The organism is Lactobacillus kullabergensis, from assembly GCF_003151025.1.
Taxonomy (GTDB): domain Bacteria; phylum Bacillota; class Bacilli; order Lactobacillales; family Lactobacillaceae; genus Lactobacillus; species Lactobacillus kullabergensis.
Map to the genome: position 1 here is coordinate 610,297 of NZ_CP029477.1, position 13,871 is coordinate 624,167.

Genomic DNA, 13,871 nt, shown 5'->3' on the forward strand with positions numbered 1-13,871 from the left:
TCTAAAAATCAAAAACAAATGTCATTAAATTTTAAAATTTTCTAAATAAGTAAAATAAGTGCTAAAGCTATGATAGTATAGCCTAATTGAAATTAATAAATTTATCATAATATCAAAAGGTTTAATGTGCAAGAAAAAAGACTTTGTAATAAGGCTTTAGGCACCTGTATAGAAAAACAGGGATTATTTTATTAAGGTAAATGACCATATGAAATTGCTATCATATAAATTATGTTAAAATGAATATGCTGTTTGAGAAAGGGTTATTTCTATGAATTATGATTGGGATAATTTTTTATGGCCATATGAAGAGGCCGTGCGAGAATTAAAGGTGAAATTTCGTTCTTTAAGACAAAGTTTCTTGACAAAGGGAGAACATTCACCAATAGAATTTGTGGTCGGCAGAGTTAAAACTGTTGACTCGATTAAAGAAAAAATGAAAAGACGCGTAATTAGTTTCGATGTCATTGAAACTGATATGCAAGACATAGCAGGAATTAGAATAGTTTGTCAATTTGTCGATGATATTTATAAGGTGGTAGACTTAATTCATACACGTGCCGACATGGAAGTCATTGAAGAACGTGATTATGTGAAAAATGCCAAACCTTCGGGCTATCGCTCTTATCATATGGTTATTTCATATACTGTTTATTTGCCGACTGGTCCAAAAAAATTATTAGCTGAAATTCAGATTAGAACATTGGCAATGAACTTTTGGGCAACGGTAGAACATACTCTCAATTACAAATATCAGGGTTCTTATCCCAAAGATATTTCTGAAAGACTAAAATCTACTGCAGAAACGGCATATAAACTTGATGAAGAAATGTCATTAATTAAAGATGAAGTGCAAGAAGCTCAGAAAGTTTTTACCAAAAACAAGGGTAAGGAAAAATAATGAGAATTACAATTGCCCATAACACCAATCAGGAGACATTAAAGGTAGTGGCGCACTTGCGAAAATTATTAGAAACCAAAGAGGGCGTTGTCTTTGATGCCAAGTATCCAGATGTAGTAATTACGGTCGGTGGAGACGGAACCTTGATAAATGCTTTTCACAGATATGAAAATCAAATCAGTTCAATTCGCTTCATCGGCATCCACACTGGACATTTGGGCTTTTATACTGATTGGCGTGGTCCTGAGGTTGATAAAATGGTAGATGCTTTATTTTTAAGAGAACCTGAGTCTGCCAGCTATCCGCTGTTAGAGGTGGAACTTTTAACTGAGGCTAATGAAAAAAAGCACTTTTTAGCTTTAAATGAGTCAGCAGTAAAGCGCATTTCACATACGCTTGAAGCTAAAGTTTACATTGATGATCAGTTATTTGAAAATTTCCGCGGAGATGGTTTATGTATTTCAACTCCAACTGGCTCAACAGGTTATAATAAATCGCTTGGTGGTGCCGTAATCCATCCGAGACTTAAAGCCTTACAGATGGCGGAAATAGCTTCTATTAACAATAGTATTTTTAGATCCTTGTCATCACCAATTGTACTCGCTCCCGAGCAGTGCGTTACCATAGTTCCTAATGCTGATCATTTTGTAATGACCATTGATGGTCGTCGCATCAATATTAGAAATGCCAAAAAGATTAATTACCGTATTTCTACTAAGGAAATTCATTTTGACAGGTTTGGACATACCCATTTTTGGTCAAGAGTTCAAAGTGCATTTATTGGAGATAACGATGACACTATTTAAAGTTACTGTAGATGAAAAAGCCCCCAAAAAATTGGGGATTTTTTTATTAAAGAATGGTTTTTCAAAAAGAGCTGTCAATAATGCTAAAAATGCGGGTGGAATGATTCTTGTTAATCATAAAAGGCGCTATACAAACTTCATTTTACATGTTGGCGATGAAGTGATTTTCATTCCGGGTCAGGAAAAGCATAATCCATGGCTCATACCTTCGCAAAAACCTATTGAAGTTGTTAAAGAAACTGAAAACTATCTGGTTGTTAATAAGCCTGCAGGGATTTTATCGATTCCTTCTCGCTACGATGATAACGCACTCGTTAACCAAATTTTAGGTTATTTTGAGCGCAAAAAAAGTGTGAATATCAAGCCACACATTGTAACGCGACTTGACCGTGACACTTCTGGTTTGGTTTTAGTTGGTAAAAATGCTATTGCTCATGCACGTTTTAGTCAGCTCAAAAAGGATAAGTTTATTAAAAAGTACCATGCAATTGTTCATGGTAATTTTGGTTTAGACGAACTAAAGGGCATCATTGATCAGCCAATTGGACGAAAGGGGACTTCTATTGTGCGCAGTATTGATTCTTCAGGTAAGAAGGCAAAAACTGCTTATAAAGTGATTGCACAAAAAGAAAATGCCAGTATAGTGGAACTACGCCTTTATACCGGGAGGACTCATCAGATTCGTTTGCACATGCAATATCTTGGTCATCCGTTATATGGAGATCCATTATATGGGCAAAAAGATAATTTTAACAGGCAAGCATTAAATTGCTTTTACTTAGAATTTCCTGATCCGTTCAGCAAAGAAAGGCAAGTTAGTATTGAGGTCCCTGATCCAATTGATATGCAGGAATTATGGCACAATATTCCAAAATAATTTTAGCACATGTAATAAAAAAGAGTTGTCATTATTTTAGACAACTCTTTATTTGTTATGGAAAAATTATTCGCTAAAAAGCACGCGGGTTCCTTCTGGAACAAAAATATTCTTTTGCACAGGAGTCAAACAGCCATTTTCCGCGTCCCTGGTATATAAAGTAGCATTATCTGAATTTTGGTTGGTTGCCACCACATATTTTTCATCTTTGTCCCAGTTAAAATCTCGCGGAAATTCACCAAAAGTTGAAATTCTCTGACGTAATTGCAGGGTATGATCATCATTAACTGCAAAAACGGTGATAGTATCATGGCCACGATTAGAAGTGTAAATAAATTTACCATCATGGCTAATTTTTATGGCCGCTGCGCCATTGTGATCGGAATAATCATCTGGGATGGTTGAATAAGTGGCAATACTCGTAAATTGCCAATTTGTCTCATCAAACTTGACTAAATTAATTTTGCTTGAAAGCTCACCGACATCATAAAAATAATTGCCATCAGTGCTGAAAACAATATGACGTGTGCCAAAACCCGGCTCGTTTTGATATTTAGCTAAATGATGCAGCTTATTATTTTTAAAGCTGTAAAAGTCAATACAGTCATTGCCTAAGTCGCAACTTACAAGATTTCCTTGCGGTGTTTGATCAAAAAAATGCGGGTGGGGACCATCAGCTTGTTCAGGACAAGGCCCCAGGCTATCTGCAGTGTGAGTCACTGAATCTAAAAAAGTTAGCTTGCCATCATTATCAAATGAGAATACAGCTAAAATTGCTGTATGGTAATTGGCAGTATAAAGCAATTTCTTTTTCTGGTTAATGCCAATGTAGGCAGGTGACGAGCCGGCAGTTAAGTATGAATCTTTTTCTTGATACTTGCCATCAATAAGCTCAAATGAGCTGATACCACCCTTAGCGCCAGCGTTATTAATAGTAAAAATAAGCTTGCCATCCTGGACAAAATAAGTCGGACCCCCAACTTTAATTACTTCTTTGGCTGGTCCCATTTGCATTTCTAATCCATTTTTTGCACGGGTAAGTGGCAATTCATAGATTCCCGTTGACTTTTTTTTAGTATATCCGCCGATTAATAATTTCATGCTTGAAAAGCCTCCAATTTCATTTATAATTGTCTCAACAATTAGTATAGCATGACACGCAATTGTAAAAATATTGAGTGACTTTAACATTTTAAAAAGTGTTAAAGTATGGTGTCAGCTTTATTGATTAGTTTAAAATTGAAAGTTTTGAAATAAGAGGTATGTTGGGAATGGAAGAAAATAAAATTCGAGAGCTTTATGCTAAGAATGATATTTCTGAAGTTTATACTAATCTTCACTCATCTTCTGCAGGTTTAACTTCTGCAGAAGCAACCGCAAGATTGGCTAAATATGGTCGTAATGAAATTAAAAAGTCTGAAGAAGAATCTGAATGGAAGACTTTTTTTAAGAACTTTATTAGTATGATGGCAATCTTGTTGTGGATTTCCGGCGCTGTAGCGATGTTCAGCGGTACCATTGAATTGGGAATTGCCATTTGGATGGTCAATATTATTAACGGATTGTTTAGTTTTTGGCAGGAAAGGGCAGCTAAAAGAGCAACAGATGCTTTAAATAATATGTTGCCAACTTATGTCCAGGCAATTCGTGATGGTAAAAAAACTCAGATTGATGCCAAAGAATTGGTTCCCGGAGATGTTTTTATTCTTCAAGCAGGTAATGCTATTCCAGCAGACGCCAGACTGATCACTGCCAGTTCGATGCAGGTTGATCAAAGTGCCTTAAATGGTGAATCTGTACCTGAATCTAAAACTACGGATTACGCACCAGGTGAAGGCAGCTACGCAGAAGCAAATTTGGTTTATTCAGGAACAACCGTTGGCTCAGGTACAGCTCGTGCAATAGCATTTGCCACGGGAATGAATACTGAATTTGGCAAAATAGCGCAGTTAACCCAAAAGCAAAATAAAGTCGATAGTCCTCTAACCCAGGAACTAAACCGCCTGACGAAACAATTATCAATTATTGCTGTTTCGATAGGCGTTTTGTTCCTAATTGCAGCAATTTTCTTTGTCAAATATCCGTTTGCTAAAGCATTTATTTTTGCTTTAGGGATGATTGTAGCTTTTATCCCAGAGGGATTATTGCCTACTGTAACTCTTAGCTTAGCTCAGGGTGTTAAACGCATGGCCAAAAAACATGCACTGGTTAAGGAATTAAATTCTGTTGAAACACTTGGAGAAACTACAGTTATTTGTTCAGACAAAACGGGTACTTTAACCCAGAATCAAATGACTATTCATTACATTTGGACTCCTCAAAATGAATATAAAGTTACTGGCAATGGTTATGTCAATAATGGGCAGATTGAATTAAACAATAAGCAGTTGTGGTATGAAGAAAATCCCGACTTGCATAAGTTGGTTCAAATAGCATCTTTGGACAACGATACTGCTGTTCAACCCAGCAAGGTCAAAGGCGGTAAGCCTAAAATTTTGGGGACGCCAACTGAAGCCTGTTTAATTATTATGGCTGAAAAAGCAGGGTTTGATCGTCAAAAAGTTTTGGTTAAGTATCCACGATTAAGAGAACTGCCTTTTGACTCTAATAGAAAGCGGATGTCAACTATTCATCGCTGGAATGATCACCAATATATCATTTTTACTAAGGGGTCTTTTAGTGATGTGATTAAGCAGTGTGACCAAATTCAGGTTGATGGTAAAGTTCGGGCTCTGACTGACGATGATAAGAAACGAGCCGAAAAACATAATGCCGATTATGCTGCTAAAGGACTTCGCAGTATGGCTATGGCCTATCGAATTGTGGAAAAAGAAAATACTGATGTTACTAAGTTAACCATTGAATCAGCTGAGGAGCACTTAATATTTGTTGGTTTGACTACAATGAGTGATCCACCTCGTCCTGAAATATATAATGCCGTTAGACGTTGTCACCAGGCAAAAATTAAAATTATTATGGTTACTGGAGACTCCAAGTTGACAGCAAAATCTGTTGCAGTTCAAATTGGTTTGACCTCTGACAAGGCACGAGTCATATCTGGTGATGAACTAGAAACCATGAGCAATGAAGACTTACGAGAAGCATTGAAAGGAGAAGTGATTTTTGCTAGAGTAGCTCCTGAACAAAAATATAAGGTCGTTAAAACTTTACAGGAAAATGGTGAAATTGTAGCTTCTACTGGTGACGGAGTTAACGATGCACCTGCTTTAAAGCAGGCAGATATTGGTATAGCAATGGGCTTGACTGGTACGGATGTAGCTAAAGATGCAGCCAATATTATCTTGACTGATGATAATTTTGCGTCTATTGTGGCCGCAATTGAAGAAGGCCGTGCCGTCTACAGCAATATCCGTAAGTTTTTAACTTATATTTTGACTTCAAATGTGCCGGAGGCCTTTCCATCGATATTGTTCCTATTTTCTGGAGGCATGATTCCTTTGCCAATGACTGTAATGCAGATTTTAACAGTAGACTTGGGAACGGATATGTTGCCAGCATTAGGACTCGGTGGAGAAGCTGTTGATCCTGATGTAATGAAACAAGCACCGCGGAAGCGTAATGAGCACTTGCTCAACAGAAGCGTAATTATTAAAGCATTTTTGTGGTATGGTTTGATTTCCAGTGCCATATCAATTGGTGCATATTTCTTTGTGAATTTCCAAAACGGCTGGCCTCATGTGCCATTAGCTGCTGATGGTCCAGTTTATATGCGTGCAACTACAATGGTTTTGGGAGCAATTATTTTTACACAGATTGCTAATGTACTAAATTGCAGAACAAATAAAGTTTCTCTGTTTAAGAAAAGCATATTCAGCAATCGTAATATCTGGTACGGAATTATATTCGAAATCCTTCTGTTTTTGGCTTTAACTGTTACTCCCGGCTTGCAGCAATTATTCAATACGACAAGATTATTACCGGTTGACTGGTTATTCTTATTCTGTCTGCCAATACCGTTAGTTATTATTGATGAAATTAAAAAATGGCTTCTCTATCATAAAAAAATAAAGAAGTAACAAAGAAAACCGCTTATATATTAGTTAAGCGGTTTTTGTTATGCTAAAATTAAAGCTTAAGGAGAGCAAATTATGAAATGGACAGCAACTATTACGAAAATTGGTAAGCAAGCTATTGAGCCTAAGGGTAATATGGTGATTTTATTTGGTGAAAATGTCACTCCCGAACTAGTCGATGTTTCGGTTATTCAAAAATTTAATGCCCAAACCCCTGTCAGTAGTTTTATTATGAAAAAAGGCGATACAATTACAATCGATGGACAGACCTATATTGCTGACTTTGTCGGTTCCATGGTTACCAGCGATATGAGAGCTTTAGGTCATGTAACGCTGTTTTTTAACCAGAAAAAGTCAAAAAATCCTCTTGCTAACGGTGTGTATTTCACTATAGAGGATAAACAGACAATGCCTGAATTTAATATTGGTGATGACATAGTATATGAGCACATTTGATTAGGATGATTTGATGGACTACGAGAAAAAGCATAAAAAAAGAACCATATTTCAAAAATGGTTTTTGAATAATCGGTTTAGTATTGCACTACTAAACATTTTGTTGTTCTTCCTTGTGATTTGGTTGTTCAACAAAATATCATTTGTTTTAAATCCCGCTAAGGTCTTTGTAAGTGCGATTCTTCCTCCGTTAATGCTGGCTTTGATTCAGTTTTATATTATGAATCCGCTAGTAGATATTTTAGAGAGAAAGTTCAAAGTACCAAGGATTGTTACTATTCTTGGATTATTTGTTTTAGTAGCAGTTTTGCTCGTTTGGATAGTTAATACTTTATTGCCAATTGTTCAAAGTCAAATTAACTCATTAATTACTCATTGGCCTCATATCTGGAAGGATGCTACAAATGCGGTACAGGATTGGCTGAGTAATCCGCAACTTCACAGTGTTAAGGGCAATATTAATGATGCTATCAACAGGGCGCAAGATATGCTCTTTAAGTCAGGTCATGAGGCCGTCAATGCAGCGCTTAGCAATATTTCTTCAGCAATTAGTGTTGTTACTATTATAGTTATGACTTTACTTACTGCACCCTTTATTCTGTTTTTTATGTTAAAAGATGCTCACAATTTACGCCCTTACTTAATGCAATTTGCACCGAAGCGCTGGCAGAAAAGTTTTGGCGAACTTCTTTACGATATTAATACTGCACTAGCATCTTATATTAGGGGACAACTTACTGTTGCTTTTTGGGTCGGAATCATGTTTGCCATTGGCTACAGTATCATCGGACTTCCGTATGGCATTGCCCTTGCTGTTTTAAGCGGTATTCTTAACCTTATTCCATATTTTGGTACTTTTATTTCATTTATACCTGTAATCGTGATTGCTATTATGCTTTCTGTACCAATGGTAATTAAAGTTTTGGTTGTTTTTGCAATCGAACAGACCATTGAGTCAAGGGTTATTAGTCCTTTGGTAATGGGAAACAAGATGGAGATGCACCCGGTAACCACTATTTTGTTATTGATAGGCTCAAGTTCTGTTTGGGGACTTTGGGGCGTCATTTTTGGTATTCCAATTTATGCTATTTTAAAAATTATTATTTTGCGTGTTTATAACTATTACCGTAATGTTTCTCAGGTTTTCAAAGAAGATGAAGATGAGGAAAACTTCCAAGTTGCGGCTGAGAACTCGAATAATTTAAGCGCGGGATCAGAAGAAAAAGCGCCAAAAAAATAAGTTTTATTTGTTAAAAATATAGTGAAGGAGAAAAAGATTGACAAATCACGTAGTGTTATATGAGCCACTAATGCCAGCTAATACTGGTAATATTGCTCGAACTTGTGCCGGGACTAATACAGTTCTTGATTTGATTGAGCCATTAGGTTTTCAAATCGATAACAAAAAAATGAAACGAGCTGGCTTGGATTATTGGGATAAGGTTGATGTCCGGGTGCATGAAGATCTTAATGCGTTCCTAGGTCAACTTGGTTCCCAAGACGAAATGTATCTTATTTCTAAATTTTCTTCAAAAAATTATGCGGAAATAGATTATACAGATTCTGCGAAAAATTACTACTTTGTGTTTGGCAAAGAAACTACTGGTTTACCAGAAACATTTATGCGAGAATATTACGAGCGCAATTTGAGAATACCAATGTCGGATAATATTCGTTGTTATAATTTGGCTAACTCAGTGGCGATAGTTTTACTTGAAGCATTGCGTCAGCAGGGTTTTCCTAATTTAGAAACTACACATCATTATGAAAATGATAAATTAAAAGATAACTACAATCGCCCTGAGCGCTATGAAAGAAATTTAGGAGGAAACTAAGATGGATTTTGAAAAAGAAACTCCTGTTATAGTCAAAAATTTTCATTATGATATTAATGAAGAGCCGGAAACTAAAGATCAGGTAAATTTTGGCTTAAAAAAGGTCGAAAAACAAAATGATGATGGCACAACTGATGCTGGTACTGACGGCAATTATTTTGATGTAACCGTTGTTTTTGACGTAGCACCTGCGCCGGGAGATTTTTCTGTAAGTGGAATGATTAGTCAGATCGTTAAAATTAAAGATTATTTTGGTGATGGCAGCGATCTGGAAAAGACAGATTATAAGTTGCTTAGTCGTCCATTAGTTGAATATATTGAAACCCTTACTTATGAAGTTACTCAAATTACTTTGGATGAACCAGTTAATTTGAACTTCCAAGCAAATTTTTAATTGTTGATTAGGTAGTATTATGCCTAAAAAGAAGAGGAGAAAAACCACTAAATCTCATAAGAAAAATCAGAATACTGGAATTACTTGGGCAATTGTTGGCCTTGTACAAATTATTATTTCAGTTTTGGCATTTGTTAAATTTGGAATTCTTGGTAAACAAGTTGCGAATATTTTTCGTTTCTTTTTTGGAGATTCATATTTATTAGCTGCTGGAATTTGTATTATTTTTGGCCTGGTTATGCTGATTTACAACAAGCCAATGCACTTTAAATTTAAGCGCAGTTGTGGTCTGTTTTTTGCAATACTCGGATTTTTATTAATTCAGAGCAGCGTTTATTTTGAAAGTGAATTTGTAAATAATGCGTTTATGAATGCATTCTGGCATGAAATATCTGCCGAATTTGGCCGAATGGCTGTTACCAAACATGTTGGTGGAGGAGTCATTGGCGCATTATGTTACCAAATATTTTATCCCTTACTAGGCCATATAGGATTGCGTGTAGTTGCGATTTTATTGATTCCATGCGGCATTTTAATGTTCTTTGATGTAAAGTTTGCAACTATAATTAAAAAATTTCAGACGGTTAGTCAGCTTTTTATTGATAAAAATAAGGCAGCTGGCACGAAAATAAAAGATAAATATGGTTCATTCAGAGAAAAACAACAACAGAAGAACTTGAATAAACAATCTCAAAATTTACAGGAGACATCGGATTCTCAAAATATGGTTTTTCCTGATGTTGATGATTTTGCTGTTAATGACAAGTCAACCGAAGAATTTGCAGACATTACGGATGTAGACAATTCTGTTTCGAATGAATCAGAATTTGGTGATATGCCAGAACATTCTCCGGTTGAGCCACAAATTCAGGTGGCCAGTCAAAATAATATTCAAAAAGAGAGCAAAACTGATAATACCAGTGGCAATTTACCCAAATCACATTCTTTTGTTGAAGAAGATAAGAAAATTAAGCAAGAATTGGAATCTGTTGATCATGGCGAACTTAAACAAGATCAGAAAGTAAGTCCAAATTATCAAAAACCTCCTTTAACCTTGCTTGACAGCATTAAGAATGTTGATCAAAGTACCGATAAGGCTCTTATTCGCAAAAATACGCAAACTTTACAATCTACTTTTAAAAGTTTTGGCGTCAAAGTTATCATAAAAAAAGCGATTTTGGGTCCTACAATTACACGTTATGAAGTACAGCCTGCTGTTGGAGTTAAAGTTAGCAGGATTGTTAATTTAGCAGATGATTTGGCTCTTGCCTTGGCAGCAAAAGATATCAGAATAGAAGCGCCTATACCTGGCAAACCATATATCGGTATAGAGGTGCCTAATAAAAACACTTCGGTTGTTGCTTTTAAAGATGTAATGCAGAATCAAGATAATAGGGCTAAAAAAGATCCTATGCAAGTGCCTTTGGGCAAAGATGTTAGCGGACAAACAATTTCAGCTGACCTAACTAAAATGCCCCACCTTCTCATTGCTGGTTCGACAGGTTCCGGAAAGTCTGTTGCAATCAATACCATTTTAACGAGTATATTAATGAAGGCACTGCCGGATCAAGTTAAGTTGATTTTAATTGATCCTAAAATGGTTGAACTTTCGGTTTATAATGGTGTACCACATTTGTTGATACCGGTAGTTACAGATGCTAAGTTAGCTGCGAATGCATTAGGCAAAGCTGTTAAGGAAATGGAACGACGCTATAAACTATTTGCCGCAAGTAGTGTCCGTAATGTGGGTGAGTTTAATGATAAGGTTCAACTCAATAATCGAGATAAATCTAAGCCTGCGATGAAACCTTTGCCATATATTTTGGTCGTAGTCGATGAACTTAGTGATCTGATGATGGTTGGTGGCCGCGATGTTGAAGGTGCAATTGTGCGTTTGGGGCAAATGGCGCGCGCTGCGGGAATTCACATGATCTTGGCTACTCAACGACCAAGTGTTGATGTCATTACCGGTTTAATTAAGGCAAACGTACCATCTCGAATTTCTTTTGCTGTTTCAAGTGGTATTGATTCAAGAACAATTTTAGACCAAACGGGAGCTGAGAAGTTGCTCGGCAGAGGAGACATGTTGTACATGCCGGTAGGAGCCTCCAAACCTGAACGAATTCAAGGTGCTTATGTTTCTTCAAGTGAGGTTGAGAAGATAATATCTTGGGTAAAGAAACAACAAAAGCCTGAATATGATAAAGGGATGATTCCGCAAAAAGGTCAAGAAAATTCAGGAAAACAAGATGACGAACCAGAGGATGAATTTTATGATCAGGCTGTTGAACTGGTAAGACAGCAACAAACAGCAAGTGTATCACTTTTACAAAGAAGATTTCGTATAGGCTACAATCGTGCTGCCAGAATAGTTGATGCGATGGAAGAGAAGGGGATTGTGGGCCCATCTGAAGGATCAAAGCCTCGTCAAGTTTTGTTACCGCCTAAAAAAGATGAGGATAAGACCTAATTTTTAAGAAAGTTTATCATGTCGTTTTATTAGTTCAAATTTGCAAAAAAATAATGTTAAAATAAAATTGAATATGAATACATAACTGAATTTATCTTTAATGGACTAGTTTAGCTATATGGTCATCTTCATACTAAAATAAAATAAAAGGAATGTTTTAATTGCAGCGAGCACTTGTATTTGGTGCAACAGGTGGCATTGGTCAAGCTATTTGTGCTGACTTAGCCAACGCCGGTTGGTCTCTTTATGTTCATTGCAGTCAAAATTGGCAAAAGGCCTATACTATGGCTGAAGGAATGAGTCAAAAATATCCTAGTCAGGACTTTATTCCTATAGAGTTAGATTTTTTGGCTAAAAATGACGAATTAAAAGAATTTGTTAGTGAGCTTTTGCCAGTGAACGCAGTGGTATTTGCCCAAGGAGTTACAGATTATAATTTTGTTAGCAGTCAGAATATGACCAAAATTGATGAAGTTTTGCACATAAATTTGATTACTCCTATTAAATTAACAGGCTTGTTAGAACCTCATTTGATAAAAAATGATTATAGTCGTATTGTTTATTTAGGTTCGGTTTATGGTGGTTCAGGCAGCGCTATGGAAGCTGTCTACAGTTCTTCAAAATCCGGACTTGAGCGCTTCGCACAAGCATATTCTCGTGAAGTGGCTTCTGCCAATCTCACAGTAAATGTTTTAGCACCTGGCGCGGTCAACACATCAATGAATTCAATATTAGCACCAGAAGCAATAGAAGAGGTTAGGGGCGAAATACCTGTTGGACGTTTAGCAGAGGGCAAAGATATCTCTTATTGGGTTAAAACGCTGCTGGACGTTAATTCTGGATATTTAACTGGTCAGACTATTTATGTAAGTGGCGGCTGGCTCATTTAAATATAAAAATAGTATGTAGTATATGTTATACTCAAAGAGTAAATTTAGGATTTAAAGAGGTAACTATGGCAGATATCGGAGATAAATTACGCAGTGCCAGAGAGGCTAAGGGACTTTCAATTGAAGATATTGAAAAAGCAACCAAAATTCAAGGCAGATATCTGACGGCGATTGAGCAAAATGATTTTGATAAGCTTCCGGGTGATTTTTATGTAAGAGCATTTATCAGACAGTATGCTCAAATAGTCGGTTTGGATGGTAAAAAGCTGCTAAGTGAATATCACGAGGATATACCAAAGGCTGAGCCTGAAGAATTTGTTGAAGATTCGATTGACAATAAAAGTGAAGAAGTCAGCAAAACAACTAATAATAAGAAAAAGATATGGCAAGATTACCTTCCACGAATTATTGTTGGCCTGGGAATAATCGTTGTTATTTTGGTATGCTATGTTGTTTATGCTCATTTCTCTTCTAACCGCAATGAAAATAATAATACAGCGGGTGATGTATCAGTTTCTTCAGATAATGATAAACATCGTCAAAAGATCAAGAAACCTAAAAAGAAGAGCGTAAAAATTAAAGAATTAGCTACAAATCAGTTCCAAATTACTGGTCTAAAAAATAATCGCAATTTGGTTGTGCGAGCTGGTGATCAGGCTACTACAGTTTCTATTGCTATGAACGGCGTTAACCAAAGTGGTCAGACTTTAACTGCTGGTCAAAAGCACACATTGAGGATTCCTGAAACTGCTCAAACTGTCGTTGTTACTTTCAGTAATGCTGTCGGGACTTCAGTTACAATTGGTGGTAAAAAAGTTCCATATACTGCTCAGAATTCGAATCTTTCTTTGACCTTTTATATTGGTAAACGTAACAGCAATCAAAGTAATCAAACTCAAACTGACCAGAACAATTCTGGAACTACGACCAATAATTCAGGACATAGTAATTCAAATCATCAAAACCAGAGCCATAATCAAACTGGCAATCATAGCACTAATAATGGTACTAGTGGCAACAATAATTCTAGTTCATCCAATAGCCAAGAAAGTAATCAAAATAATAACCAGAGTAACCAGAATAATAATCAGTCAGGTCATGATAGCAATCAGTCAAATAATAATGAACACAGTAGTGAATCTGGTCATTCAGGTGGCACTTCTTCCGGTGGGAATGATAGTAATGAAAGATAGTTATTTTGGGAGGAA

Annotated in this window: 12 protein-coding genes; 11 read left to right on the plus strand and 1 reads right to left on the minus strand. The window is 36.3% G+C overall.

Annotated elements, in window-relative coordinates; translation table 11 throughout:
• Positions 1-271: 271 nt before the first annotated feature.
• Genes yjbM through DKL58_RS03110 form a run of 3 tightly spaced genes read left to right on the plus strand, consistent with a single transcriptional unit; the run spans position 272 to position 2,584 of the window.
• Positions 272-901, plus strand: a complete 630-nt coding sequence (gene yjbM / locus DKL58_RS03100) for a GTP diphosphokinase (RefSeq protein ID WP_045927773.1) — start codon at positions 272-274, stop codon at positions 899-901.
• Entirely contained in the window at positions 901-1,707 is an 807-nt protein-coding gene (locus tag DKL58_RS03105; protein WP_045927774.1) for an NAD kinase, read from the plus strand. The genes yjbM and DKL58_RS03105 overlap by 1 nt, the downstream gene beginning before the upstream one ends.
• Positions 1,694-2,584, plus strand: a complete 891-nt coding sequence (locus DKL58_RS03110) for an RluA family pseudouridine synthase (protein WP_109586058.1) — start codon at positions 1,694-1,696, stop codon at positions 2,582-2,584. Before DKL58_RS03105 ends, DKL58_RS03110 begins: the two co-directional genes overlap by 14 nt.
• Positions 2,585-2,650: 66 nt before the next feature.
• On the opposite strand, the gene DKL58_RS03115 is transcribed toward DKL58_RS03110, so the two are convergent.
• Entirely contained in the window at positions 2,651-3,685 is a 1,035-nt protein-coding gene (locus tag DKL58_RS03115; protein ID WP_109586059.1) for a lactonase family protein, read from the minus strand.
• 170 nt (positions 3,686-3,855) lie between these two features.
• On the opposite strand from DKL58_RS03115, the gene DKL58_RS03120 reads away from it, so the two are divergent.
• From DKL58_RS03120 to DKL58_RS03155, 8 genes are all read left to right on the plus strand, one after another.
• On the plus strand, positions 3,856-6,621 hold the full coding sequence (locus DKL58_RS03120) for a cation-translocating P-type ATPase (protein ID WP_109586060.1): 2,766 nt from the start codon (positions 3,856-3,858) through the stop codon (positions 6,619-6,621).
• 72 nt (positions 6,622-6,693) lie between these two features.
• Entirely contained in the window at positions 6,694-7,074 is a 381-nt protein-coding gene (locus DKL58_RS03125; protein WP_034977398.1) for a PTS glucitol/sorbitol transporter subunit IIA, read from the plus strand.
• 13 nt (positions 7,075-7,087) lie between these two features.
• Positions 7,088-8,314, plus strand: a complete 1,227-nt coding sequence (locus DKL58_RS03130; RefSeq protein ID WP_109586061.1) for an AI-2E family transporter — start codon at positions 7,088-7,090, stop codon at positions 8,312-8,314.
• A gap of 37 nt (positions 8,315-8,351) precedes the next feature.
• Positions 8,352-8,909, plus strand: a complete 558-nt coding sequence (locus DKL58_RS03135) for a tRNA (cytidine(34)-2'-O)-methyltransferase (protein ID WP_109586062.1) — start codon at positions 8,352-8,354, stop codon at positions 8,907-8,909.
• Between the two features lies 1 nt (position 8,910).
• Positions 8,911-9,303: a DUF1149 family protein gene (locus tag DKL58_RS03140; RefSeq protein ID WP_045927779.1), complete on the plus strand. Its 393-nt coding sequence runs from the start codon at positions 8,911-8,913 to the stop codon at positions 9,301-9,303.
• A gap of 19 nt (positions 9,304-9,322) precedes the next feature.
• A complete protein-coding gene (locus DKL58_RS03145) occupies positions 9,323-11,773 on the plus strand; it encodes an FtsK/SpoIIIE family DNA translocase (protein WP_109586063.1) in 2,451 nt (816 codons plus the stop codon).
• A 161-nt stretch (positions 11,774-11,934) separates the two neighbouring features.
• Positions 11,935-12,663, plus strand: coding sequence for an elongation factor P 5-aminopentanone reductase (ymfI, locus tag DKL58_RS03150; RefSeq protein ID WP_109586064.1), 729 nt, complete (start codon positions 11,935-11,937; stop codon positions 12,661-12,663).
• Between the two features lie 65 nt (positions 12,664-12,728).
• Positions 12,729-13,856 (plus strand): helix-turn-helix domain-containing protein, encoded by a 1,128-nt coding sequence (locus DKL58_RS03155; protein WP_109586065.1) that lies wholly within the window; start codon positions 12,729-12,731, stop codon positions 13,854-13,856.
• The last annotated feature ends 15 nt before the right edge of the window (positions 13,857-13,871 follow it).

What these genes read in the sequence shown, in the direction of transcription:
- DKL58_RS03125 (WP_034977398.1), top strand. Translation starts at nt 6,694, where the DNA reads ATGAAATGGACAGCAACTATTACGAAAATTGGTAAGCAAGCTATTGAG.
- DKL58_RS03110 (WP_109586058.1), top strand. Translation starts at nt 1,694, where the DNA reads ATGACACTATTTAAAGTTACTGTAGATGAAAAAGCCCCCAAAAAATTG.
- DKL58_RS03140 (WP_045927779.1), top strand. Translation starts at nt 8,911, where the DNA reads ATGGATTTTGAAAAAGAAACTCCTGTTATAGTCAAAAATTTTCATTAT.
- DKL58_RS03120 (WP_109586060.1), top strand. Translation starts at nt 3,856, where the DNA reads ATGGAAGAAAATAAAATTCGAGAGCTTTATGCTAAGAATGATATTTCT.
- DKL58_RS03115 (WP_109586059.1), bottom strand. Translation starts at nt 3,685, where the DNA reads ATGAAATTATTAATCGGCGGATATACTAAAAAAAAGTCAACGGGAATC.
- yjbM (WP_045927773.1), top strand. Translation starts at nt 272, where the DNA reads ATGAATTATGATTGGGATAATTTTTTATGGCCATATGAAGAGGCCGTG.
- DKL58_RS03105 (WP_045927774.1), top strand. Translation starts at nt 901, where the DNA reads ATGAGAATTACAATTGCCCATAACACCAATCAGGAGACATTAAAGGTA.
- DKL58_RS03130 (WP_109586061.1), top strand. Translation starts at nt 7,088, where the DNA reads ATGGACTACGAGAAAAAGCATAAAAAAAGAACCATATTTCAAAAATGG.
- DKL58_RS03155 (WP_109586065.1), top strand. Translation starts at nt 12,729, where the DNA reads ATGGCAGATATCGGAGATAAATTACGCAGTGCCAGAGAGGCTAAGGGA.
- DKL58_RS03145 (WP_109586063.1), top strand. Translation starts at nt 9,323, where the DNA reads ATGCCTAAAAAGAAGAGGAGAAAAACCACTAAATCTCATAAGAAAAAT.